Here is a 25,638-nt window from a genome sequence, read left to right on the forward strand (position 1 = left end):
TGACAGGATTTTTAAACGGACAGTTTCTTCGTTAAATCTTCAACGTATTTTCTGAATTGCTTATCTGTTGATGATAAATTGTCAACAGTTTTGCAAGCGTGTAAAACCGTCGCATGATCACGTTTACCTATTTGAGAGCCAATACTAGCCAAAGATGCCTTTGTGAATTTCTTGGCGAAAAACATAGCTAATTGCCTTGCTTGAACAATATGGCGTTTACGTGTTTTAGATTGTAGTGTGTCCACATCCATTTGGAAGTAGTCTGAAACGATTTTTTGTATATAGTCTATAGAAACTTCGCGTTTTGTGTTCTTTACAAACTTTTCAACAACTTGTTTGGCTAAATCGGTAGTGATTTCTTTTTTATTGAACGACGATTGCGCAATTAGCGATATAATGGCACCTTCTAACTCACGAATGTTTGTTTTGATATGTTTGGCTACATACTCAATAATTTCTTCAGGCATTTCAACACCATCACGATATAGCTTGTTTTTCAAAATAGAAACACGTGTTTCAAAATCTGGGCTTTGCAATTCAGCCGAAAGTCCCCATTTAAAGCGCGATAACAAACGTTGCTCGATATCTTGCATGTCCACAGGAGCTTTGTCGCTTGTTAAAATTACCTGTTTGCCATTTTGGTGCAAGTGGTTGAAAATATGAAAGAAAACGTCTTGAGTTCCAGATTTTCCTGAAAGGAACTGAACGTCATCAATAATAAGTATGTCAATTATTTGATAGAAATGAATAAAATCATTTCTATTATTTTTCTTTACCGAGTCAATATATTGCTGGGTAAATTTTTCAGCTGAAATATATAAAACGGTTTTTTCAGGGTATTTATCTTTAATATCAACACCAATAGCATGTGCTAAATGTGTTTTTCCTAAACCAACACCACCAAAAATCAATAATGGGTTAAATGATGTACCGCCTGGTTTTGATGCCACAGCCAATCCGGCATTTCTGGCTAAACGATTAGAATCACCTTCCAAGAAATTTTCAAAATTATAGTTTGGGTTTAATTGCGATTCGATTTTAACATTTCGAATACCAGGAATGATAAACGGATTTCGCAATTCAGGACTTTTGTTGTTTAAAGGAATGTCTACATCCTGTGCTTTAACAGCAGTGCGGTTGGAGCTAGGGATTTTTTCAGTAAAAGGCTGCTTATTGCCATAGGTGTTTTCCATTTTTATAATGTACACCAATTTTGCAGTCTCGCCAAGCTCTTTATTTAAAGCAACTTTTAGAATTTTCACATAGTGTTCTTCCAACCACTCATAGAAAAATTTACTAGGAACTTGAATGCTTAAGGCGTTATCGTCTAACTTAACTGCTACTATTGGTTCAAACCATGTTTTATATGCTTGCGGTTGTATATTATCCTTAATAAATTCAAGACAATTTCCCCATACCGATTGCGCAGTTCTACTCATTCTTAAAGTTAAAATTTACTAGTTAGTTAGTTGAAGAGAAGTGGAATTCCCTTGTTGATCTTTAGCATGGCAAATATGTGAACAAAATTCTAAAAAAAAAAATGAATAGCTATTGAATTTTTAGATTTTTTTTCGCATGTTTAAATCCATGCCTAAACTACAAAAAAATATTTAATAAGCATTATGAATTTCGATGAAATCCCAATAAGAGTGAGATATGGTGAAACTGACCAAATGGGAGTTGTGCATCATGGCAACTATGCATTATATATGGAAATGGGACGAACAGAGTGGTTACGGAAAAAAGGAATTTCATATAAGCAAATGGAAGATGATGGTGTAATGTTACCCGTGATTTCTATGAGTTTAAAATTCAAAAAATCAGCCCTTTATGACGAGGTAATTAAAGTAAAAACTAGCCTCTCTAAACGACCTTCCGTTAAGATAGAATTTGACTATGAAATTTATAACGAATTGGGTGAGCTTTTGGTGACTGCAAACACCGTTTTGGCATTTATAAATATGGAAACAAAAAGGCCGATGAAATGCCCAGACTATATTTTAGAGAAACTAGATACCTAGTTCTTCTATTTCAACCTCATAAAGGTTTTTAAACGTTTCGTAAATAGATTTTGACTCTTTAAGTCTAACAGAAATGGTTATTTCACAAGTGAGTTCCAGTTTTTGATTTACAACAGTAAGATTGCGTTCTTTTATAATACGCATAACCTTGTTCATGTTTTTGTAGTCAAAAGCAACTACATATTGAACATTAATGGTTTTGGTAATTATGTTAGACTTTTCTAAAGCCATTTGGGCAGCTGTTCTGTAAGCATTTATTAATCCGCCAACGCCCAATTTAACACCTCCAAAATATCTGACTACAACAATTAGGATATTGGTGACGTCAAACGATTGTATTTGTCCATATATAGGCATTCCAGCACTGTTATTGGGTTCGCCATCATCATTTGCTCTAAATTGTATGTTTTTTTCAGTTACTCCCAATTGATAAGCATAACACCAATGTCTTGCCGTATGGTGTTCTTTTTTCAATTGTTCAAGGTGTATTTTAATTGTGTCTTCAGATTCAACAGGAAATGCATAGCCGTAAAATTTACTGTTTTTGTCTTTGAATAAGACTTCTGTAGGAGCGGCCTTTATGGTTTTGTATGTGTCTTTTAATTTCAAACTATGCTAATGTAACTAATAGAATTGAAAGAATAGCAACTCCAACACCAAGCCAGTTTTTTGTCGATAGTTTTTCTTTAAATAAGATTAAACCTATTAAGCCGGATAGCATTACAATGGCCACATTGTTAACAGTGAAAATAGTTGAGCTTTCTAATGATTCGTGATCTAATGCTTTTAATAAATAATAGATAGAAGCATAATTTACAAAGCCTAAAACAAAGCCACCTATAAAACTTAATTTGTTGAATTTTAAGTGCCCTTTAAGTTTTTTAACAATCAAAACAAATAATCCGGTAATGGCCGCGAAGCCAAAAATAGTTGCTGAAAATAAAGGGATGCCATTAACTTCAATAAAATAGGTTTCAATGTATTTAATTGAAGTATCGATAATTCCAGAACCTAAAAACAACAAAAACGGTAAAAGTAGTTTGTTTTTCAAGCGAACATTGGATTTAGGTTTGATCGAAACCAAAACCACTGCAGCCAAGGCTAAAATAATGCCCAATAGTTTTTGTAGACTAGTGCTTTCTCCATAAATATATATTCCAAAAATTACGGGAATAACAACACTCATTTTCGTAGCTACAGAAGCGACCGATAATCCGTTACGTTGCGAGACAATGGCCATAATGTTGAAAATAAAAATAAATAACATGCCCAATCCAAAGGCTCCAAAAAACCAATCGGATTCTAATGTTTCAGATATATTAAAAGGTTTGGAGCTTAAAGTTAAACCTAAAATAGATGCCGTAACATAATTTACAACTATAGCTTGAAGTGTGTTAATTCGGTATTTATCAAATAATTTGAATAATACAAAAATAGCAGTAGACGATAATATGCTAAATAGTAGATAAATCAAAATAGTTCTTTTTTTATTGAGAATAAATCCGTGATATCTTCTGAGGTTTCGTCAATATTCCAGGTTTGAAAACCCATTTTATCAGCTGTATCAGTATTGTCCTTGGTGTCATCAATAAACAAGCATTCACTAGCTTTTAGTTGGTTTTCATGCAAAACAAATTGAAAAATATTTGAGTTGGGTTTTCTTAGTCCTATTTCATGGGATAGGTAAAATTTATCAAAACAACTTTTAAAGTCTTCGTAAAATATAACCTGCTCTTTAATCCAATCAATATGTAATTCATTGGTGTTGCTCAAAAGAATAAGTTGATATTGTTTGTCTTGAGCGAGATTTTGAATAAATTCCAAACGATGATTTGGGAAATCCCTTAAAATCTCATTCCATGCACTTAAAATAGTTCCCTTTGATAATTTAGGAAAGCTATCCTGATAAAATTCTAAAAATTCTTCTGTGGAAATAAGTCCTTGTTCGTAAAGACTGTTAATGGCTATTATTTCTTGGGTAAAAGCATCAAGTTCAAATAAGTTTAGGGCATGTTGCATCGCGCCTTGCTTATCCAAATTAATAAAGACGTCACCAAAATCGAAAATCAAAGTTTTTATTTCACTCATTAGTATTGAAATCAGCTTTTGGTGTTAAAATAGGTTTTTAAAGTATCGTCTAAAATTTTATGCTCTGTATCAGGTGTTGTGCTTAAAACAGGTGCTTTAATTCCCGATTTAAACATGTTTTGGCCTCTAAACACACGTGCTTCATCCCAGATGTTTTCGTCAATAAATGTTTGTAGTGTTTTACTGCCACCTTCAATTATTACAGATTGTATATCTTCATTATGTAAATATTCACAGATGTTTTTGGCTAAATGCTTATCAAAATCAACCTCTTTTTCAGATAAACAGATGGTCATAGCATCATCATTAAAAACCGCTAATTTCTTTGGTAGCTTATTGTTTCTATCTAAAACAATGCGAATAGGATTTTTGCCAGTCCAGCTTCTTACGGTTAAGCTTGGATTGTCCTCCATAACCGTATTTGTTCCAACTAAAATGGCTTGTTCTTCAGCTCGCCATTTATGAACCAATTGTCTTGAATAGGAATTGGTGATCCAAACTGGCCTTTGTTCAGATTTGGTTTTGGGAGCTATAAAACCATCAGAAGTTTCCGCCCATTTCAAAATTACGTATGGTCTCTTTTTATTATGAAAAGTAAAAAACCGTTTGTGATGTTCTTTACAGGCATCCTCCAATATGCCAACAATAACATTACAGCCAGCAGCTTCTAGCTTTTTAATGCCTTCGCCAGCTACTTTACTGTGCGTATCTATGGTTCCAATAACAACGTTGGGGATTTTTTTTTTGATTATAAGATCGCTACATGGAGGTGTTTTACCATAGTGGCTGCATGGTTCCAAAGTAACGTATAGTGTTGCCTTTTCTAAAAGGGTTTTGTTGCTAACAGATTGAATGGCATTGACCTCGGCATGAGATCCGCCATAGGAACTTGTGAATCCTTCACCAATAATCTTATTTTCATGAACAATAACACAGCCAACCATAGGATTTGGGGCTGTTGTTCCCAATCCATTTTTGGCAATTTCAATACAGCGTTTTATATATTTTTCATGTATCTTCATCCCGAATTTTGAAGCCATAAAAATAGTATAATAAAGTGAGCAATAATAATATTGTCATTAGAGAAATAAGGAAAGCAGATGATGGGCAAATTGCTGAAGTTATCCGTAAAGTCCTTATAGAATTTGGTGTGCCGAAAGTTGGTACGGCTTATGCTGACGAATCGTTGGATAAAATGACCGAAACTTATAGTGGTGATAAAGCCGTTTATTTCGTAATTGATGACGATGGAAAGATAATTGGAGGTGCTGGTATTTCGCAGTTGGACAATTTTGAAGGTAATGTATGCGAACTGCAAAAAATGTATTTTTTACCAGAGGCGCGAGGTGTTGGTTTAGGAACCCAAATGATGGATGTCTGTTTAGCGAAAGCCAGGGAATTTGGATTTGAAAAATGTTATCTAGAAACCATGCCTTATATGGAAGATGCCAGAAAGCTTTATAAAAAAGTTGGCTTCAAGATGCTGGAGAAACCTTTGGGTGATACGGGTCACTATTCCTGTAATGTTTGGATGATAAAGAACTTTGAATAATTTCAAAATATGCTGCTAAAGGATATCCAAACCATTTTTCATAACGAATTAGATACTGAAAATGGAGCCAATGAAGTGAATAGCTTTTTCAATATTCTAATAAAACACTATTTGAGTTTAAACCGAATTACCCTTGTTCTAGAACCCAATTTAACACTAACTAAAAAGGAAGAAGAACCACTTTTTGAAGCTTTAACCAGATTAAAAAACAAGGAACCCATTCAATATATTGTTGGCGAAACAGAGTTTTATGGATTGCAATTTAAGGTCAATGAACATACCCTTATTCCACGACCAGAAACGGAAGAACTGGTAGAGGAGATTATTAATACTATTATTTTAGGAGGCGAGATAAAACCACTAAAAATTTTGGATATAGGAACAGGAACGGGTTGTATTGCCATTTCACTAGCTAAAACCTTAAAAAATGCTGAAGTTATTGCTATGGATGTTTCTGAAGAAGCTTTGAAGATAGCTAAAGAAAATGCTCGATTAAATGATGTAAACATTACATGTATTCAAGATAATATATTAAACCCGAACAATTCCTTGGCAGAAATTGAATTTAAATTTGATGTCATAGTTTCCAATCCGCCTTATGTTCGAGAAGTGGAAAAACTGGAGATAAAGGATAATGTATTGAAACACGAGCCGCATTTGGCATTATTTGTGCCAGATGATGATCCATTAAAATTTTATAAAGCCATTACAGCGTTCGCTGTTGATAATTTGAATGATGAGGGGTATTTATTTTTTGAAATTAATCAATATCTTGGTGGTGAAATGAAACAACTTCTAGCTGATTTCAATTTTAAGAACATAAAAGTAATTAAAGATGTTTTTGGAAACGATAGAATCACAAAAGCCTTGAAACCATAATATGACAATTGAAGAACAGATAAGGACTTTGCAAGACGAATTGCGTCAACATAATTACAATTATTACGTTTTAGATAACCCTACCATCAGCGATTATGAGTTTGATATGAAACTCAAACGACTACAAGATTTGGAGGCAAAAAATCCCGAGTTTGCTGATGCCAATTCACCAACACAACGTGTAGGCGGTACTGTTACCAAAAATTTTGAAACGGTCAAGCATGAGTATCGTATGTATTCTTTAGATAATTCGTATTCAAAAGACGATTTATTGGATTGGGAAACACGTATAAAAAAGATGATTGATGGACCAGTTCATTACACTTGTGAACTAAAATACGATGGTGCGTCCATAAGTCTGACCTATGAAAATGGTAGTTTGTTACGTGCTGTAACGAGAGGTGATGGTGTTCAAGGTGATGATGTTACGGCAAACGTAAAAACCATTAAATCTGTTCCGTTGCAATTAAAAGGCAATTATCCGCCAAAATTCGATATCAGAGGAGAAATTGTTTTGCCTTTTGAAGGTTTCAACAAAATGAATGAAGAGCGCGTGGAAATAGGTGAGGAGCCTTATAGAAACCCGCGAAACACGGCTTCTGGAAGTTTGAAATTACAAGATAGTGCAGAAGTTGCCAAGCGACCCTTGGAGTGTTTGCTGTATAATATTACAGGTGGTAATTTAAATATAAACACACAATTTGAAAGCTTGGAAAAGGCAAGGGCTTGGGGATTTAAAGTACCTGATGCTGCTAAATTGGCCAATTCTATTGATGAGGTCTTAGAATTTATTGCCTATTGGGATTTACATAGGCATAATTTACCCTATGAAACCGATGGTGTGGTTATCAAGGTTAATAATTTACAGCACCAAGACGAATTGGGTTATACAGCCAAAGCACCTCGTTGGGCTATGGCTTATAAATTTAAAGCTGAACAGGTTTCAACAAAATTATTGGAAATAACCTATCAAGTGGGGCGTACAGGCGCCATAACACCTGTTGCCAATTTGGAGCCAGTTGAATTAGCTGGAACAACCGTAAAACGTGCGTCCTTACATAATGCTGATCAGATTGAAAAATTGGATATTAGAGTAGGTGATACCGTTTTTGTGGAAAAAGGTGGTGAAATCATACCAAAAATAATTGCTGTAGATTTATCACAAAGACCTACAGGTTCTGAACCAACACAATATATCACCCATTGTCCAGAATGTGATACCGAGTTGGTAAGGCAAGAAGGCGAAGCTCAGCATTATTGTCCCAATTACAATGGTTGTAAACCACAAATTATTGGACGTATTCAGCATTTTATTAGTAGGAAAGCTATGGATATTGATGGTTTAGGAGGTGAAACTGTAGCACTTTTGGTAAACGCAGGACTAATCTCTAATTATTCTGATCTATACGATTTAAAGAAAGAAGATGTTTTACCATTGGAGCGTATGGCTGATAAAAGTGCCGAAAACTTGATTAAAGGTATTGAATTATCTAAATCAGTTCACTTTGAGCGCGTTTTATTTGCTTTAGGTATTCGATATGTTGGAGAAACCGTCGCCAAGAAATTGGCAAAGCATTACAAAACAATTGATTCCCTAATGCTTGCAACATCTGAAGAGTTAGTTAATGTTGATGAAATAGGAGAACGAATTGCTGCGAGTGTGACATCATTTTTTGTTTCAGGAGAAAATTTGGAAATTATAAGTAGACTCAAGCATTTTGGATTGCAAATGTCACTTTCAGAAGAGCAACTGGCCAATCAAACCGATAAACTAAGTGGACAAACCTTTGTAGTTTCAGGTGTATTTCAAACAGTTTCCAGAAATGAGCTTAAAAAGTTAATTGAGGATAATGGTGGGAAAGTCTCATCTTCCATATCCTCTAAAACGAATTATGTTGTAGCTGGAGATAATATGGGACCAAGTAAAAAGGAAAAAGCTGAAAAACTTGAAATTCCTATAATTTCTGAACAAGAGTTTTTAAATTTAGTTATTTAGAAATAATATAAATAACGGTATTTATCGTTAAAGTGTATAATTTTATCGATTAATTGTAATTTTTATATATATTTGTTTAAGTTATCAAGGGATTGATCTATGGGAAAATCAAATATATTAATTGGTTGTATAGTAATGCTGTTTATTGCATTTGCTGTATTTGAGTTCAATCAATTGTATACTTGTTCAGAGCTTTCAAAAGCTTTGATAGTTCCTGTTTTTACATTGCTCTACTTTATAAGTGTTCCTAGGAAATCACCTTTCTTTACATGGTTTTTAGTATTATTTTCAATTTCTGAATTATTGGCATTCAGTGAGTTGTGCTTTGATTTTGATTCCATGACCGATGCTGAACTTTTAAGGTTTGATGATACGTATTACTTGGTTGGTAATACATTGTACATTATTGCCTATGCTTTGTTGGTTTATGATGTTAGTAGAACACTTGATTTTAAAAAGATTTTTAAGAATTTTGGTATTCATTTGCTTGTGCTCACTATTTTGAACATTTATATAGTATACGTATTGTTAACTATTGTAAATCCGTATGTTTCAGGTTCATTTTTGTTTGTCATTGAGCTAGTTTACAACATAGTTATGTTGATATTGCTAACATTGTCTTTGGTTGGGTATTTTTATAATGATAACAAAAAGTCGTTATTATTATTCTTTGGGTCGATTTGTATCGTCTTTTCTGAAGTTATCCAAGTAGCTTATTTTTATATTTCAGATAAAGATTTATTAAATATATCACAAACATTGCTTTTTGTGTTAGCCTTTTGTTTCTTCTATTTTCAATCTAAAATCCAGAATAAGAAAGTTCAGTTTTTTGGATGATTTATACTTGTTTAGAATCCCCTATAAATGGTATAGTATTCTTATATTTATAAAGTGTAATTGACGCTAATGCCAATGTAATTAACGCAGTAATAAATAATGTACCGCCGTCATTGTTTACTTCAATCCCAATTTTAGTTAAATGCATAAAAATAGCTCCAAGCATTAATCCTATAGTAAGGCTTGATCCGAACCAAACGGTTTTAGGTATTAATAATAAAATACCAGCAAAAAGTTCTATTACACCAATACCTATTCTGCCGTAAGGTTCTAATCCAGCTTGAGTAAATATATATACACTATCTGGATGTGCGCTAAACTTGAATCGTAATGTTTGAATTAATATAACTGCAATTACAATTCGTATAAATAATAAGATCCGTTTTTTCAAGGTTGTCATACTTTTAATGTTAAATTATGGTCTTGGTCTTCTTTTTATAGTATTACCGACGAACAGCTTAAAAATTTAACATTAAAATCGATGAAGTGCACTAAAACAACGCTGTACGTCATAATTTTTCTTATATTTGTAATAACCTACTTATACTTACTAACTTGAAAAACTGGCTCCAAATAGGCTATAACAAAATATTTCTATGTGTTTTGTTAATCTTAATTGCTTTTAATGTAATTGCTACCTTAAGCGAAAATGAAGCATTATTGCAATTGTCAAAACCGTTATTTATTCCCGTTTTTGTAATGTATTACTACGTAAAGAATAAATACATTAGCGCTGTTTTTATTTTATGTCTTGTTTTTTCTTTTTTAGGTGATTTCTCTTCAGTGTTTTTCTCGGATGAGCAATTGCTTCAAATATCAAGTTTATTTTACTGTATAAGCTACCTCTGTTTGGTATATGCTGCTTTATCAAATATTAAGAGTTTAAATTTTGATGCTATAGTTGGAGGATATTTAATAGTTGTGTTTGCCATAAACACATATTTAATGTATGAACTATTTGCTGTATTAAAATTGCAAATACCTAACGGAATGGAAGTTGCTTTGTTTGGTGTAAAGAGTATGGCATTAATAGTATTGTGTTTTGTGGCTTTTATAGGGTATTTGAATTCAGACACGAAACCTTCTATTTTGTTTTTGGCAATGGCATTGTGCTTCGCGTTTTCTGATGTACTTTACTACATAAGTAATTATTACATATACAATTGGAGTTTTGTTATGCTAGACCGAATTTTGCATATTTTTGGTTTATTCTTTTTATTCAATTATATAATTGAACTAAATAGAAAACGAAAAAAGAGTCTCGTGGAATTGCGCGTTTCTAGCTCAGATAATGCTTTAGCTTAAACAATAATGGAAGTGCCATTAGCGGTTTTATTTTTGTCCTTGTCTAAATAAAAGTCAATTTTACCCAAATTAATTCCGTAACAACCAACTTGGTTTACAAGCATGTTATTGCCAATTTTATTTTTTACTACTGTAGGCTTCGGTAAAAATGTATGGGTATGGCCGCCAATAATTAGGTCTATATTTGTCGAATTTTCAGCCAGTTTTAAATCGCCAATTTTTTCAGAATTGCTATAGTTATAGCCAAGATGTGATAAACAAATAATTAAATCGCATCCTTCGTCTTCTTTTAAAATCCTGGACATGTCTTGAGAGATTTCAATAGGATTTAAGTATTCGGTTTCTTTATATAGGTTCTTTAAAACCAATCCTTCTAATCGAATTCCAATACCAAAAACTCCAATTTTAATACCGTCTTTTATAAAAACCTTGAAGGGTTTAACACTGCCATCAAGAATCGTATTCGAAAAATCGTAGTTTGCTGATAGGAACTGGAATTCAGCATGTGGTAACTGTGCAAACAAACCATCAATTCCGTTGTCAAAATCATGATTTCCAATAGTGGCAGCATCATATTTGAGCTTACTCATTAGCTTAAATTCCAATTCGCCACCATAATAGTTAAAATATGGCGTACCTTGAAAAATATCACCGGCATCCAATAATAATGTGTTTGGGTTGTCTTGTCTGATACTGTCTATTAAGCTAGCACGTCTTGCCACACCACCTTGGTTGGGGTTTTTACCATCTTCAGGGCCAAAAGGGTCTATATGACTATGTACGTCATTAGTATGTAGAATTGTTATTTTTTTTGGTTGAGCACTGGAGGTCATTGATGAAAGACCTAAACCGCCTAAAGTGATAAATGCTGAAGTAGCTGCAGTTTGTTGTATAAAGTCGCGACGTTTCATGGTTGAGGTGTAATTTGAATGAATCGGTTGTCAATTACTGGTCTAATTGTATCGGTTTTAATAAAGTAATCCAACAGGGCATTACGAATTTTATAGTTTAAAATTTCTAGGCTTTCATTGGGTTGGAAAAAGGTCATGTGGTCGCCACCATTGTACAAATAATCATTAGTTGCTACATAATAAATTTTGTTGGGATCAATAGGTTCACCTTTAATAGTTGCTTCAACTACACTGAATTCGTCGTCTACAGTTAATCTTAATCCGGAAATAGGGTGCGCACGTTTAGCATGAGTCAAGTAACTAATAAGTTCGTTAATGCTTTCTCCCTTTAAGCCTACTACAACAATGCTATTCTCAAAAGGCATAATTTCATAAGCCGTTCTAATTGTTATATTGCCTTTTGATATTATGGATCTAATACCTCCGTGGTTTACCATTACCATATCAATCTCATTGCCTGTTCGAGATTTAAAAACGGGGTTGGATTGTTCGTAAATTACATCGGCAAATAAATTTCCTATTGCGGTGTTGAGTTCACCATCTTTTTTGGAATAGGTATCAATAGAATAGGATAAAACGCTATCCAATTCGGCATTAACATGCTCGCGATAGGGCTTGATAAATTCATCAATTTCTTTCTTTGTGTCTAACTTATCATTTATGTTTAGTTGTTTGCCTTCAATCTTTTTTACATGCCAAGAGTCATTCTTGCAGCTTGAAAAAACCATTGCGAAAAGAAGAATTAACACGTATTGAAATCTCATATAATGACTATTAAATTTAATGCTCTTATCAAGGTACTTTTATTACCTTTGTCTAAAGTATAAATATAGTATGATTTTAAAGGGATTTAAAGAAAAATCTATTAAAAAAAAATTTAATACGATTTTAAAAACGCAAAGCGTTACTGATAAAGATCATACGGTTAAGAATGTGGGTGTAATTTTCAACATTGAAGAGGTTAATGATTTTGAAATGTTTAAATCACTTGCAGATAGCTTGAAACTTTTACCTAATGCTATTCAAGTTATAGCTTATGCAAATGATGAAAAGGATGCTGCTTTTTCTTGGAATACATGTTTTCATAGTAAGGATTTTGGTTGGCATGGAAAAATAAACAGTGTTGAATTGGAGACATTTTTAAATACCGAATTTGATTTGTTGATTAGTTATTACTGTGAAGATATATTAAGGTTAAAATTGCTAACCGCCTATTCTAAAGCTAAATTTAAGGCTAGCATTTTTCAGTTAGATAAGCGTTTGAACGATTTAATTATCGAAACAAAAGTTAATGAATTTGGTGCTTTTAAAAGTGAATTGGTTAAGTATTTAAAAGTTTTTAATAAAATATAATAATGAATAATTTATTTACGGGAGTTGGAATTGCTATTGTTACCCCTTTTAAGAAAGATTTAAGTGTAGATTATGATGCACTAATTAATATTGTTAATTATAATATTGAAAATGGTACGGATTATATTGTTATTTCTGGTACTACCGGAGAAAGTGTAACAGTTACTTCTGAAGAAAAGGTTAAAATCATTAGTACTATAAAAGAAGTTAATAATAATCGAGTGCCTTTGGTTTTGGGTATAGGAGGAAATAATACGGCGCAGGTTATCAATGAAATTAATCAAACAGATTTTAATGGTATTTCTGCTATTCTATCTGTTTCGCCATACTATAGTAAACCTACACAGGAAGGAATAATAGCCCATTATAAAGCTATATCTGAAATCTCTCCAGTACCTATTATTATGTATAATGTTCCTGGTAGAACAGGGTCGAACATGTTGCCAAGTACAACGTTAAAACTAGCAAGAGAATGCGATAATATTATAGCGGTTAAAGAAGCTGCTGGAAATATGGCGCAATATTTATGGTTGTTAAAAGATAAGCCAAGTGATTTTTTGGTTATTTCCGGGGATGATGATTTGGCACTACCGGTAACTTTAGCTGGTGGTTCGGGAGTTATTTCAGTAATTGCACAAGCATTTCCAATAAACTTCTCTCAAATGATTCATTTCGGACTTGAGCGAAAAGCTGATGAAGCTTATAAGTTGCATTTTGAGTTGATGGAAATAATAAGTTTAATTTTTTCAGAAAACAATCCAGCTGGTATTAAAGCACTATTGAATGAGTTGGGATTATGTGACAATACAGTAAGGTTGCCACTTGTTGAAGCTTCAACAAATCTACAAGAGGAATTAGCCCAATTTGTAAAGGCTTACAACTAAAAGTTAAATTATACTTAAACCTATTAAAAACCTGAATTCATCAGTTATTTTAGCAGAATAAAATATTTTTAAATTCCATAATAATAACTTAATTTTGCATTCTGTTTTAAAACTATGAGGAAATTTTTATACATAATTCTAACTTGCACATTTTTAAGTTCTTGTAGCGAATATCAAAAAGCATTAAAAACTACTGATATAGGTACAAAGTTTAAAGAGGGTGAAAAACAATATGACGCTGGAAAGTTCGAAAAAGCGAATAAACTTTTTGCCGCCATTGTTCCTTCTTACAGAGGGAAACCTCAAGCGGAAAAGTTAATGTATTTATACTCCAAAACGTTCTACGAAATGGAAGAGTGGTATTTAGCTTCTTATCAGTTTGAACGTTTTGTTGGCGCATATCCTAATAGTGAGAAGTTGGAAGAAGCCTCTTTTTTAGGTGCTAAAAGCGCATACAATTTAGCTCCTGTTTATACAAAAGAACAGCATGAAACGCGTGATGCCTTAGATAAGTTGCAAGCGTTTATAAATGCTTATCCGCAGTCTGAATATTTACCAGAAGCCAACCAGTTGGTTAAAGAGTTAGATTTTAAGTTAGAGAGAAAAGCTTTTGAAATTGCAAAGCAATACAATGCCATTGCAGGTTATACAGGGGATTATACTGCCCCTATTAAGGCAATGGAAGATTTTATTTTTAATTTCCCTGCTTCGAAATATAGAGAAGAAGCATTTTTTATAAAATTCGATTCAGCTTATAATTTAGCCATAAATAGTGTTTTATATAAGCGTCAAGAACGCTTGGAAGAAGCTATAACACATTATCTGACTTTCAAGAAATCGTATTCAGGTTCTGAATATATGGAAGAAGCTAATCAAATGTACGAGGAAATACAGAGTGAATTACAAAATTATACGACTAAAAGTTAATACAACTATATAATGGATTTAAAGAAAATCAACGCTCCAGTAAACACAACAACTTATAATAGAAATAAGCTAGATGAGCCTACAGAAAATATTTATGAGGCTATTTCAATTATTTCAAGAAGAGCGGAGCAAATTAATTCAGAAATTAAAAAAGAACTTATTGAAAAGTTAGAAGAATTTGCGACTTACAATGATAGTTTAGAAGAAATTTTTGAAAATAAAGAACAAATAGAAGTTTCTAAATTCTATGAAAAATTACCAAAACCACATGCATTAGCTGTACAAGAATGGTTAGATGGTAAAATTTACCATAGAAATACAGAGGAAGATACTCAAGAATAATATTTTTAGATGTCAATATTAAGCGGCAAGAATATACTTTTAGGCATTAGTGCTGGTATTGCTGCTTACAAAACGGCATCATTAGTTAGACTTTTTATAAAGGCAGGCGCAAACATTAAAGTAGTGTTAACACCTGCCTCTAAAGATTTTATAACACCCTTAACCTTATCTACGCTTTCCAAAAACCCAGTCTATTCAACCTTTGTTAATGAAGATGATGACAATGCGGTTTGGAACAACCATGTGGAATTGGGGCTTTGGGCAGATTATTTTATTATTGCACCAGCAACAGCCAACACACTTTCAAAAATGGCTAACGGTGTTTGCGACAATTTACTTTTAGCTACATATCTTTCAGCAAAGTGTCCTGTTTATTTTGCTCCTGCTATGGATTTAGATATGTATAAACATCCTTCAACATTACGATCATTAGATGTTCTTAAACGCTATGGAAATGTAGTAATTCCTGCTACAAGTGGCGAATTAGCTAGTGGATTAATTGGAGAAGGTCGAATGGCTGAACCTGAAGATATTATTGCCTTTATTGAAAATGACATTTTAAGCAAACTGCCATTGCGTGACAAAAAGGTGCTCATTACAGCAGGACCAACTTATGAAGCTATTGACCCAGTTCGTTTTATAGGTAATCATTCCAGTGGTAAAATGGGCTTTGAGATTGCTAAAGTCGCAGCCAACAAAGGTGCTCAAGTTTATTTAGTGCATGGACCCACCCATCAAAAAGTTAGCCATAGCTTAATTGAAACAATCGCTGTGACTAGTGCTGAAGAGATGTACCAAGCTTGTCATGAGTATTACAATAGTGTAGATATTGCTATTCTTTCCGCCGCTGTAGCAGATTATAGACCAAAAGAGGTGGCCCGTCAAAAAATAAAAAAGGAAAATGCAACGTTATCTATTGAGTTAGAAAAAACAAATGATATATTAGCTTCTTTAGGTAGGATTAAGAAAAAACAGTATTTAGTGGGTTTTGCATTAGAGACTAACAATGAGCTGGAAAATGCAAAAGCTAAACTAAAAAAGAAGAATTTAGATTTAATTGTGTTAAATTCGTTAAACGATAAAGGCGCAGGATTCAAAACAGAAACCAACAAAGTAACCTTTATTGACAAAGCTAATACGGTTACTGAATATAATTTGAAACCTAAAAATGAAGTCGCTATCGACCTTTTAAACGAAATAATTAAACAACTTGATGTATAGATTATTAATTGCTTTTTTAGTTGGTTTTACGTTAACAACAAACGCTCAAGAGTTAAGGTGTAATGTGGTAGTTAACACTGAATTGTCAGGAAATCAGAACTTACCTGTTTTTAATACACTTCAAAAACAATTACGAGAGTTTGTTAATAATACCAAATGGACCAATAGAGTTTATGGTCCTCAAGAAACCGTAGAGTGTAATTTTTATATCAATGTAACCGAGTATTCTGGAGATGCCTTTAAAGCCTCACTTCAAGTACAATCATCTAGACCTGTTTACGGTTCAACATATTACTCGCCAGTTTATAATTTTAACGATAAAGATTTTACATTTAGATATGTTGAGTTTCAGAACTTAATTTATAACGAGAATCAATATGAATCTAACCTAATCTCTGTTATAGCATTTCATGTGTACATGGTTTTAGGGTTGGATGCAGATACTTTTGAGCTTAATGGCGGTGATGAATTTTTGAAACAAGCACAAACCATTTTAAATTATTCGCAACAAGGCGGTGCAAAAGGATGGAAGATAGAAGATGGTAACCAATCCCGCTTTGTTTTAATTGATAATTTAATGTCTCCTACGTTTAAGGAATACCGATCAGTTTTGTATGATTATCATCGCAACGGTTTAGATTTAATGCAGGAAAACGTTACTAAATCTAAAGAAAATATAGCCAAAGCTATTGAAGAGTTTGCTGCCATGAATAGAAGAAGACCCAATTCATTCTTATTACGAACCTTTTTTGATGCTAAAAGCGATGAAATAGAGCAGATTTTTTCAGACGGGCCTAATGTGGAAATTACCGATTTGGTCTCTACTTTAAACCGTGTAGCTCCTACTTACTCTAGCAAGTGGCGAAACATTAAGTTTTAGTAATTTGGTTTTTTGCTAAATTGAATTCGTATTTTTAACCAAACTTAAACTTATAGTCTTGTTAGTTTCACTTTCAATAAAAAATTACGCTTTAATTGAAAATCTTCAAGTTGATTTTAATCAAGGATTAACCATTATAACAGGTGAAACTGGTGCTGGGAAATCGATACTTCTAGGAGGATTGTCTCTCATTTTAGGAAAACGGGCAGATCTAAATGCTTTAAAAAATCCAAACAATAAGTGTGTTATTGAAGCTGTATTTAATGTGTCTGATTACAATTTAGAAGCCTTATTTAAAAAATTGGATTTCGATTTCGATAGACAGACCATAATTAGAAGAGAAATTTTACCTTCTGGTAAATCAAGAGCTTTTGTAAACGATTCTCCAGTGAATTTAAGTGATTTACAGAAGTTGGGAGAACGATTAATTGATATTCATTCGCAGCATCAAACGCTTCAATTGGTAGATAATTTATATCAGTTCCAAGTTATAGATGCTTTGGCAAATAATAAAAAGCATCTTATTGCTTACAAGGAAACGCTTTTAAATTTAAAAAGGGCTCAACATGAATACGATGAACTTTTAAAATACAAATCTGAATCGTTAAAGGAACATGACTATAACATGTTTTTGCTACAGGAACTACAAGAGATAAAACTTGAAGAAAACAATTTGCAAACTCTTGAAGAGGAGTACGAAACTTTAAGTAATGTTGAGGACATTAAAGAAAGTTTGGCTCATGCTAACGCTATTTTTAATGAAGATGAGATAGGCGTTTCTGCTGCTATGTTTAATTTAAAAGCTTTGACCCTAAAGCTATCAAAATTTGCGACTAAGTATCAAAATGTTCATACACGTATAGAAAGTGTTTCAATTGAGCTAGATGATATTTTTACAGATTTAGAAAACCTACAAGAGGCTTTAGAACTAGATCCAGAGCAATTAGAGGTTGTATCTCATAAACTTCAAGTAATTAATAATTTATTGAAAAAACACTTGGTTAATGAAGTGTCAGAATTAATTGAGGTTAGAGATAATTTAGAACAAAAAGTAAGTTTTACTGAAAGCCTTGACGATTCCATTCAAGAAAAACTAATAGAAGTTAACAGTACAAAAACTAAACTGAACGAAATTGCTAATCTTATAAATGCAAGTAGAATTCAAGTTATTCCAAACCTGACAAACCAATTAGAGTCTATTTTAGAACAGTTGGGAATACCAAATGCCAAATTTAAAATTACAGTAAACTCAACAGATGAATACTTTGGAAATGGTAAAGATGATTTAGCTTTTCTGTTTTCCGCCAACAAAGGTGGAACATTTAATGAATTAAAAAAGGCTGCATCAGGAGGAGAACTTTCAAGAATCATGTTGGCTATAAAGTCTATTTTGGCCAATTATATTCAATTGCCTGCAATAATGTTTGATGAAATTGATTCTGGGGTTTCAGGAGAGGTTTCGAATAAAATGGCGAATATTATGTTGCAGATGAGTGAGAAAATGCAAGTATTTACGATAACACATCTACCACAAATAGCTGCAAAGGGTCATACTCATTTTAAAGTATTTAAGGAGGATATAGGTAATGTAACGCAATCTGGATTGAGAAAATTAAACCATGACGAGCGCATTGTTGAAATAGCCCAAATGCTTGGAGGAAAAGAAATTTCAACTTCTGCTGTCGCTCATGCTAAACAATTATTGAATTAATACTATCTTTGAAAAACGAAACAACTAACGATCATAACTATGTCATATAATTTATTAAAAGGTAAGAGAGGAATTATTTTTGGAGCTTTAGATGAGAATTCAATAGCTTGGAAAACTGCCGAACGTGTGCATGAAGAAGGAGGAACTTTTGTTCTTACAAACGCTCCAGTTGCCATGAGAATGGGACAAATTAATGCTTTAGCTGAAAAAACAGGTTCTCAAGTTATTCCTGCTGATGCTACTTCACTTGAAGATTTAGAAAACCTTGTTGAAAAATCTATGGAGATTTTAGGAGGTAAAATCGATTTTGTTTTACATTCCATAGGAATGTCAATAAATGTTAGAAAAGGAAATCATTATACAGGCCAAAATTACGATTGGACTCAAAAGGGTACAGATGTATCCGCAACTTCTTTCCATAAAGTTATGCAAACGCTTTACCAAAAAGATGCCATGAACGAATGGGGAAGTATAGTAGCTTTGACTTATATGGCAGCCCAACGTGTTTTTCCAGATTATAATGATATGGCAGATAATAAGGCACTTTTAGAAAGTATAGCAAGAAGTTTTGGTTATTTCTTTGGGCGCGATAAAAAGGTTCGTGTTAATACCATTTCTCAATCACCAACACCAACAACTGCGGGTAGTGGTGTAAAAGGATTTGATGGTTTTATTTCTTACGCAGAAAAAATGTCACCTTTAGGAAATGCATCAGCTTTAGATTGTGCAAACTATACGGTTTCTTTATTTAGTGATTTAACACGAAAAGTTACACTTCAAAATTTATTCCATGATGGTGGATTTAGCAATATGGGAGTTAGCGATGCAGTTATGGAGGCTTTCACTAAAGAATAGTATACAATTAATAAGGTTTATAAAAGCGAGAGTTCTTTATTGGACTCTCGCTTTTTTTTACAATTGACTAAATTAAAATTTATATATATTAGTAGTATAGATGTTAATTATGAAATATAGGATTTTATTATGTGTTTTCTTGGTAGTGGGTTTGATTCATAATCTTAAAGCACAAATTAATTTTGAAGATCAAGCTGTTGCACTTGGAGTGGCTATGTCAGCAGGAGATTTAGAATATGGTTCAGGAGTTTCTTTTGTCGATTTTAATAATGATGGTTGGGATGATATATCATTGGCTACTGAATCAGGGAGTCAATCAGAGTTTTTTTTAAACAATCAAGATGGAACTTTTACACGTCAAAATTTTGCTCTTACTTCTAATAATGTACAAGGCAGACAAATTGTGTGGGCAGATTATGACAATGATGGAGATAAAGATTTAATGGTAGTCAGTAATACAGATGGTAATCACCTATACAATAATAATGGTTCTTTAATATTTACAGAAGTAACTACTTTAGCAGGGTTGCCTACAACAAATATTGAAACCTGGGGTGCATCATTTGGGGATATTAATAATGATGGATTTTTAGATTTGTTCTTAAGCAACAGAGATGATAATTTCGTGCAGCCCAATCGTTTATTTTTAAATAATCAAGATGGAACATTTTCAGATATAAGTATATCGGCAGGAATACATTCATCGAGCCATCTTTCGTTTTGTTCAGCTTTTTTCGATTATAATAATGATGGTTGGCAGGATATTTATGTTATAAATGATAAGGATTTTAACGAAAATTTTCTTTACGAAAATAATGGGGATAATACGTTTACAAATGTTGCGGCAGCAGCAGGTGTAAATATTGCTATAGATGCCATGACCTCTACCATTGGCGATTATAATAATGATGGCTGGTTTGATATTTATGTAACTAACACGCCAATTGGAGGAAACGTATTTTTCAAAAATAATGGTGATGGAACGTTTACTAATGTCACGACTACAACAGGAACAGCATTAAATAGTTTTGCTTGGGGAAGTGTTTTTTTAGATGCAGATAATGATAGGGATATAGATATGTATGTGAGCTGCTCAATGGATGGTAGTGTTCCATCTTTAGCATCAGCACAATTTTATACAAACAATGGTGATGAAACATTTAGTACACCGTCTGCAGGTTTTTCTGGAGATACAGGGATTAGTCACTCAAATGCAATAGGAGATGTTGATAATGATGGTTATCCTGAAATTTTGGTAAGTAATTCAAATGACGAGAATGTTTTTTTATGGAAGAATATAGCTGCCCAAGCTAATAATTGGTTAAAGGTAAAACTGCAAGGCGTAGTGAGTAATAAAGATGGTATAGGTACCAAAATTGAAATATCTATAAACGGGAACAAACAGTACCGGTACACCTTGTGTGGTGAAGGCTATATTTCTCAAAACTCTAGCTCAGAATTTTTTGGACTTGGTTCTAATACGGAAGTTGACTATATAAAGGTTACTTGGTTGAGTGGTATGGTAGATTATTTAGAAAATATTTCGGCTAATCAAATGCTTAACATTGTAGAAGGTTCTAACCCTTTGTCATTGGAATCCTTACAAGAAACACCCCAAGAATTATTGGTTTTTCCAAATCCTACTTCAGATAAAGTTGCCATAAAATCAAGTTCTTTTATAAAGAGGGTTTCAGTATACGATTGTTTTGGAAAAGAGATAATAAAAACGTATTCAGATACAAAAGAATACAGCTTGAATTTGGATAAGTTTTCAAGTGGTATTTATTACATAAAAGTATACAATGGTGAAAATAATATTGTTAGAAAAATAGTCAAATTATAGCATGTATTTCATCGGTAAAAACCACCCTTTTGTCGATTTGATAGGTGTCATACTTTAATAGCTAGATTATTTACATATTTTTAAGAATTATTAACTTATATTTTTAATCAAATCAATTAAATATGAAAAAAATTACTTTATTATTTATTTTGTTAGCCTTTAGTTTTAGCTTTGCTCAAGAAAATTGTGCATCGGTAATAGATTTAGGGGCTTTAACTAGTCCTTATTCGGGCGATACAACAGGTGCTGCCAATGATTTTGATCAAGATTGTCTTACCAATGCAGGCGCACCAGATCAAGTATTTTCAATTGTAGTACCAAATGGGTCTACCATCAGTATTGGCCAAACTGTTAATGCTTACGATTCAAAACATAGGGTAGCTTATGGAGGAGCATGTCCAGGAGCGACTTTAATTACTTGTGTGGATGATCCAGATACTGGAAATGTAGTTTGGATAAATGATACTGGTTCAGATCAAACAGTTTATTGGGTGCAATCGGCTTATTCAACTGGATCTGGTACTTTTGAATTAGCGTGGCAGATTTTTAATTGTGCACCTCCATCAGCTACTGTTGCTGTTGTAGAAGACTGCGCGAATAATCAATTCTCTGTAGATGTTGATATTACCGATTTAGGAAGCAATGGAACATTATCTATTACTAATTCAGTTAATGGCGATGTGGTAAACGTTGATTCAGGAGTAGGTATTTACACAGCTGGTCCTTTCCCAGCAGGAGGTGGATTAACAATTTCAATTGAGGGAGATAATGCTGATTGCAATGTTACTTCTGGAACATTAACAGATTCTTGCCCGCCTACTAACGATGAATGTGATAATGCCATTCCTGTGGTATGTGATGGTAATTATTTAGGTTCTACATCTGCTGCAACTGATAGTGGCGGAAATCTAGCTAACGATGTATGGTTTTCGTATACAGGTTCTGGAGTAGCTGAAGATGTTACTTTAGAATTTTGTGATTCAGGTTATGATACATTGGTTAGAGTGTATTCAGATTGTCCTGCCACTAACCAAATAGCTCAAAACGATGATGCATGTGGTACGCGATCTACCTTAACATTTTCTTCAGATGGAACTTCAACGTATTATATTATGGTTGAGGGTTATAGTTCAAATTCAGGTACTTTTGACATGAATGTAACTTGCGCAGCTAATGTACCTGCGCCAGCTAATGATTTATGCGTTAACGCTGAAGCTCTTACATTGGATGTTCAGGCAGCAGGTACTACAGCTGGTGCTACCGATGATTCAACTGGTAATGTTGACGATACTACTTGTGATAGCTTTACTTTTAAGTCAGATGTTTGGTATTCGTTTGTTGCCCCTGCTGATGGAGATGTAGGTATCATGACAGCTATTACTGGAACTTCTGATCAAGCTAATGTTGCTGTTTATCCAGATTGTAACCAATTAGATGCGGATTCTTTAGGCTGTTCTGATGGCAATGGAGGGGAAATGTTAGATGTTACTGGTTTAACAGCAGGCAATACATATTATGTTAGAGTATGGAGTGATGGTGTTGCAGCTAGACAAGGTAATTTTAGAACTGAAGGAACATTTACCATTACGGTTTCTGATGCTACTTTATCTACTGAAGACTTTACAGTTAGCAGTGACCTATTTACTTACTATCCTAACCCAGTAAATAGTAATTTAACATTAAATGCTCAAAGAGATATAACGAATGTTGTTGTTTACAATATGTTAGGTCAGCAAGTTATGCGTTCTACACCTAACACAGTTAATAGCGAAGTTAATATGACTACTTTAAATCCTGGAGCTTATTTTGTTCAAGTAACTGTAGATAATAAAACAGAAACTATTCGAATTATTAAAAATTAGTAAACTAAAAGTATCATCCTTTAACCGATGATGCTTTTTAGAAGTTCTAGAAAACCAGAGAAGAATTCTTCTCTGGTTTTTTTATAAAATATATTATGTGTTTTAAGCTATAAGATTTAATTTTTTTAAGCAGTTGATATATTAAAAAACTTTCTAAATTGTTTAATTTTAGCAGTTTAACTATTAATGAATTCGTTTATCGATTAATAGTAAGATTGTAACTACTACTTACTGTAAATTATTAACTTTAATGATATTAATTAATATAAATTCCAAAGAACATGAAAAAAATTACTTTGTTTTTAACGTTATTAAGCTTTTCCTTTGGTTTTGCTCAAACTTTCACAGATAATGGTGGACCCTATGACATGCAAAATGGAAATGGAGGCACTGCTGCAACATGTGGCACTGCTGATGAGCTAACTCTACCTTTAGCAGTTTCAGGAGTAGGTGTTTTGGGTACTACTAATGTTTTAGGAAGTGTTACCTTAAACATTACACATACATGGTCAGATGATGTGGTGATTAGTTTACAAGATCCAACAGGAGGAACAACAGTTTTATTATTAGATGATAATGGTGGTCAAGCAAATGGCTTCGCAGTTGTTTTAGATGATGCCGCCGCCGATCCTATTCCTGCTGATGGCCCTGATGGTCCTGCAATTACAGGGACTTATAGACCTATGCAAGCACTTTCTGGCTTTACAGGTGTAAATGCTGATGGGACATGGAATTTGTTAGTTTGTGATGATGCTGGAGGCGATGTTGGATCTGTTGATGATTGGTCACTTACTTTTGTGCCAGCACCTTCATGTGTACCAGCTGTTTTTACTTTAAGTCAAGGAGGAAACAATTGTCCAGCAGATGAATTTTTTATTAATGTTGATATTACTGGATTAGGAACCGCTACTTCTGTTAATGTATTAAATGATGGAGGAGCTGCAGCAATAAATGGAGTTGATGGTTCAGCTTCACCGTATTCTGTTGGCCCTTTCCCGGGAGGTACAAATGTTACTATTACAGTTGAAGATGCTGCAGATTCAGCATGCAATGGATCTGATAATTTGGCGACTTTAGACTCGTGTCCTCCTAACTGTGCTACAGCACCTATTACGCCAGCTGATGGAGCAACAGGACTTAGTGCTACAGCACCTATTACTTTTTCTTGGACAGCACCTGCATCTGGTCCGGTTCCAGATTCTTATGATTTTTATATTGGTTTTAATTCGGATGGGAGTGATCAAACCTATTTTGATAATACTGCAGATACATTTTATGATGTTGCATTTGGAGAATACGGTTTAACAGTGTATTGGTCAGTTGTGCCCAAAGTTGGTGCTGTTGATGCAATTGGACCATGCGCGCTTTGGTCTGCTTCTAGTCAAACACCACCTGGTGATGAATGTTTAACTGCTCCTTTTGGGCAATGGCCGTCATCAACTTACGATGTAGCTGCTTCTGCAACTTGTGATGGTTCGACAGTTAATGAAATTACAGATTGTGGGTACAACGGAGAGTATTCTTTAGTTACAGTAGTAGCTGGAGAGAATTACAGATTCGAGAGTTCAGTAGCTACAGACTTTGTGACCTTAGGGAATGAAGATGGGACTTCAGCATATATTGGAAGTTATGGTTATGTAATATGGACCTCAACTGTAACAGGTAATATTCGTTTTTACACCCACAGTGATAATAATTGTGGTAGTATAGATGATTGCCGTGTGAGATCTGTTGTTTGTGGTGCAACACTATCAACTGAAGACTTCGCCACTAATAATGATTTATTTTCTTTTTATCCTAACCCAGTTACAAGTACATTAACGTTAAATGCTCAAAATGATATCCAAAATGTAATTGTGTATAATATGTTGGGTCAGGTGGTTATGCGTTCTGCTCCCAATGCAGTTAATAGTGAAGTAGATATGGTAAACCTAAATCCTGGAGCTTATTTTGTTCAGGTTACGGTTGAAAATGTAACAGATACAATTAGAATTATTAAAAACTAATTAGTTTAAGTAAAATTTTTTGAAGCCGCTCAATTGAGCGGCTTTTTTATTATTTAAACGACTCATTTACAGATGGTCTATGGAAAACAGCGTTTAATCGATTAAGTATTTATTTCCAATTCACTCAAAACAAATAATGTGTAACTTTAAAGAACTACCAACATT

25 protein-coding genes are annotated in these 25,638 nt (G+C 33.4%); 17 read left to right on the top strand and 8 right to left on the bottom strand.

The features are described from left to right. Positions 1-11: 11 nt before the first annotated feature. On the bottom strand, positions 12-1,439 hold the full coding sequence (dnaA, locus tag K7G76_RS05850; RefSeq protein WP_223033232.1) for a chromosomal replication initiator protein DnaA: 1,428 nt from the start codon (positions 1,437-1,439) through the stop codon (positions 12-14). 183 nt (positions 1,440-1,622) lie between these two features. On the opposite strand from dnaA, the gene K7G76_RS05855 reads away from it, so the two are divergent. Continuing rightward, the gene (locus K7G76_RS05855; protein ID WP_223033233.1) at positions 1,623-2,021 is read left to right on the top strand and encodes an acyl-CoA thioesterase; all 399 of its coding nucleotides are present in this window, start codon (positions 1,623-1,625) and stop codon (positions 2,019-2,021) included. Here the strand turns inward: K7G76_RS05855 and K7G76_RS05860 are convergent. The 4 genes from K7G76_RS05860 to ribD are packed head-to-tail and all read right to left on the bottom strand — an operon-like array spanning position 2,010 to position 5,131. Beyond that, entirely contained in the window at positions 2,010-2,630 is a 621-nt protein-coding gene (locus K7G76_RS05860) for an IMPACT family protein (protein WP_223033234.1), read from the bottom strand. The genes K7G76_RS05855 and K7G76_RS05860 overlap by 12 nt on opposite strands. A 1-nt stretch (position 2,631) precedes the next feature. Next, positions 2,632-3,495, bottom strand: a complete 864-nt coding sequence (locus K7G76_RS05865; protein WP_223033235.1) for a DMT family transporter — start codon at positions 3,493-3,495, stop codon at positions 2,632-2,634. After that, positions 3,492-4,109, bottom strand: a complete 618-nt coding sequence (locus tag K7G76_RS05870; RefSeq protein ID WP_223033236.1) for an HAD family hydrolase — start codon at positions 4,107-4,109, stop codon at positions 3,492-3,494. Before K7G76_RS05870 ends, K7G76_RS05865 begins: the two co-directional genes overlap by 4 nt. An 11-nt stretch (positions 4,110-4,120) precedes the next feature. Beyond that, positions 4,121-5,131 carry a bifunctional diaminohydroxyphosphoribosylaminopyrimidine deaminase/5-amino-6-(5-phosphoribosylamino)uracil reductase RibD gene (gene ribD, locus K7G76_RS05875; RefSeq protein ID WP_223033613.1) on the bottom strand — a complete coding sequence of 337 codons (1,011 nt, stop codon included), beginning with the start codon at positions 5,129-5,131 and terminating at the stop codon, positions 4,121-4,123. 35 nt (positions 5,132-5,166) lie between these two features. On the opposite strand from ribD, the gene K7G76_RS05880 reads away from it, so the two are divergent. From K7G76_RS05880 to K7G76_RS05895, 4 genes are all read left to right on the top strand, one after another. Then, positions 5,167-5,661 (top strand): GNAT family N-acetyltransferase, encoded by a 495-nt coding sequence (locus tag K7G76_RS05880; protein WP_223033237.1) that lies wholly within the window; start codon positions 5,167-5,169, stop codon positions 5,659-5,661. Between the two features lie 9 nt (positions 5,662-5,670). Continuing rightward, positions 5,671-6,540, top strand: coding sequence for a peptide chain release factor N(5)-glutamine methyltransferase (gene prmC, locus K7G76_RS05885; protein ID WP_223033238.1), 870 nt, complete (start codon positions 5,671-5,673; stop codon positions 6,538-6,540). A gap of 1 nt (position 6,541) precedes the next feature. Continuing rightward, positions 6,542-8,536: an NAD-dependent DNA ligase LigA gene (ligA, locus tag K7G76_RS05890; RefSeq protein WP_223033239.1), complete on the top strand. Its 1,995-nt coding sequence runs from the start codon at positions 6,542-6,544 to the stop codon at positions 8,534-8,536. Positions 8,537-8,635: 99 nt separating this feature from the next. After that, positions 8,636-9,373 carry a hypothetical protein gene (locus K7G76_RS05895; RefSeq protein ID WP_223033240.1) on the top strand — a complete coding sequence of 246 codons (738 nt, stop codon included), beginning with the start codon at positions 8,636-8,638 and terminating at the stop codon, positions 9,371-9,373. 1 nt (position 9,374) lies between these two features. Here the strand turns inward: K7G76_RS05895 and K7G76_RS05900 are convergent, their stop codons facing one another. Further along, positions 9,375-9,773 (bottom strand): DoxX family protein, encoded by a 399-nt coding sequence (locus K7G76_RS05900; protein WP_255572929.1) that lies wholly within the window; start codon positions 9,771-9,773, stop codon positions 9,375-9,377. A gap of 155 nt (positions 9,774-9,928) precedes the next feature. Between K7G76_RS05900 and K7G76_RS05905 the strand changes: the two genes are divergently transcribed. Continuing rightward, complete coding sequence (locus tag K7G76_RS05905; RefSeq protein WP_223033241.1) at positions 9,929-10,678, top strand: hypothetical protein; 750 nt, start codon at positions 9,929-9,931, stop codon at positions 10,676-10,678. Here K7G76_RS05905 and K7G76_RS05910 read toward each other — a convergent pair. Next, positions 10,675-11,589: a bifunctional metallophosphatase/5'-nucleotidase gene (locus K7G76_RS05910; RefSeq protein WP_223033242.1), complete on the bottom strand. Its 915-nt coding sequence runs from the start codon at positions 11,587-11,589 to the stop codon at positions 10,675-10,677. The two genes, K7G76_RS05905 and K7G76_RS05910, sit on opposite strands and share 4 nt — an antisense overlap. Beyond that, the gene (locus tag K7G76_RS05915; protein WP_223033243.1) at positions 11,586-12,353 is read right to left on the bottom strand and encodes a 5'-nucleotidase C-terminal domain-containing protein; all 768 of its coding nucleotides are present in this window, start codon (positions 12,351-12,353) and stop codon (positions 11,586-11,588) included. Before K7G76_RS05915 ends, K7G76_RS05910 begins: the two co-directional genes overlap by 4 nt. Positions 12,354-12,423: 70 nt before the next feature. On the opposite strand from K7G76_RS05915, the gene K7G76_RS05920 reads away from it, so the two are divergent. The 11 genes from K7G76_RS05920 (at position 12,424) to K7G76_RS05970 (ending at position 25,473) form a co-directional block, all read left to right on the top strand. Next, positions 12,424-12,942, top strand: coding sequence for a DUF6913 domain-containing protein (locus K7G76_RS05920; RefSeq protein ID WP_223033244.1), 519 nt, complete (start codon positions 12,424-12,426; stop codon positions 12,940-12,942). A gap of 2 nt (positions 12,943-12,944) precedes the next feature. Further along, positions 12,945-13,826, top strand: a complete 882-nt coding sequence (dapA, locus tag K7G76_RS05925; RefSeq protein ID WP_223033245.1) for a 4-hydroxy-tetrahydrodipicolinate synthase — start codon at positions 12,945-12,947, stop codon at positions 13,824-13,826. 114 nt (positions 13,827-13,940) lie between these two features. Continuing rightward, positions 13,941-14,753 (top strand): outer membrane protein assembly factor BamD, encoded by an 813-nt coding sequence (locus K7G76_RS05930; RefSeq protein WP_223033246.1) that lies wholly within the window; start codon positions 13,941-13,943, stop codon positions 14,751-14,753. A 12-nt stretch (positions 14,754-14,765) separates the two neighbouring features. After that, a complete protein-coding gene (locus K7G76_RS05935) occupies positions 14,766-15,095 on the top strand; it encodes a DNA-directed RNA polymerase subunit omega (RefSeq protein WP_223033247.1) in 330 nt (109 codons plus the stop codon). A gap of 9 nt (positions 15,096-15,104) precedes the next feature. Continuing rightward, positions 15,105-16,316, top strand: a complete 1,212-nt coding sequence (gene coaBC / locus K7G76_RS05940; protein WP_223033248.1) for a bifunctional phosphopantothenoylcysteine decarboxylase/phosphopantothenate--cysteine ligase CoaBC — start codon at positions 15,105-15,107, stop codon at positions 16,314-16,316. Next, positions 16,309-17,196, top strand: a complete 888-nt coding sequence (gene porD / locus K7G76_RS05945) for a type IX secretion system protein PorD (protein WP_223033249.1) — start codon at positions 16,309-16,311, stop codon at positions 17,194-17,196. Before coaBC ends, porD begins: the two co-directional genes overlap by 8 nt. A 58-nt stretch (positions 17,197-17,254) precedes the next feature. Beyond that, positions 17,255-18,907 carry a DNA repair protein RecN gene (gene recN, locus K7G76_RS05950; protein WP_223033250.1) on the top strand — a complete coding sequence of 551 codons (1,653 nt, stop codon included), beginning with the start codon at positions 17,255-17,257 and terminating at the stop codon, positions 18,905-18,907. 39 nt (positions 18,908-18,946) lie between these two features. Next, positions 18,947-19,762: an enoyl-ACP reductase FabI gene (locus tag K7G76_RS05955; protein ID WP_223033251.1), complete on the top strand. Its 816-nt coding sequence runs from the start codon at positions 18,947-18,949 to the stop codon at positions 19,760-19,762. Positions 19,763-19,871: 109 nt separating this feature from the next. Then, positions 19,872-21,605: an FG-GAP-like repeat-containing protein gene (locus tag K7G76_RS05960; RefSeq protein ID WP_223033252.1), complete on the top strand. Its 1,734-nt coding sequence runs from the start codon at positions 19,872-19,874 to the stop codon at positions 21,603-21,605. Positions 21,606-21,727: 122 nt separating this feature from the next. Further along, the gene (locus tag K7G76_RS05965) at positions 21,728-23,467 is read left to right on the top strand and encodes a T9SS type A sorting domain-containing protein (protein ID WP_223033253.1); all 1,740 of its coding nucleotides are present in this window, start codon (positions 21,728-21,730) and stop codon (positions 23,465-23,467) included. Between the two features lie 281 nt (positions 23,468-23,748). Further along, positions 23,749-25,473 carry a T9SS type A sorting domain-containing protein gene (locus K7G76_RS05970; RefSeq protein WP_223033254.1) on the top strand — a complete coding sequence of 575 codons (1,725 nt, stop codon included), beginning with the start codon at positions 23,749-23,751 and terminating at the stop codon, positions 25,471-25,473. Positions 25,474-25,638: the final 165 nt, after the last annotated feature.

Origin of the sequence: Hanstruepera marina, from assembly GCF_019880635.1 — a bacterium.
Taxonomy (GTDB): Bacteria; Bacteroidota; Bacteroidia; order Flavobacteriales; family Flavobacteriaceae; genus Hanstruepera; species Hanstruepera marina.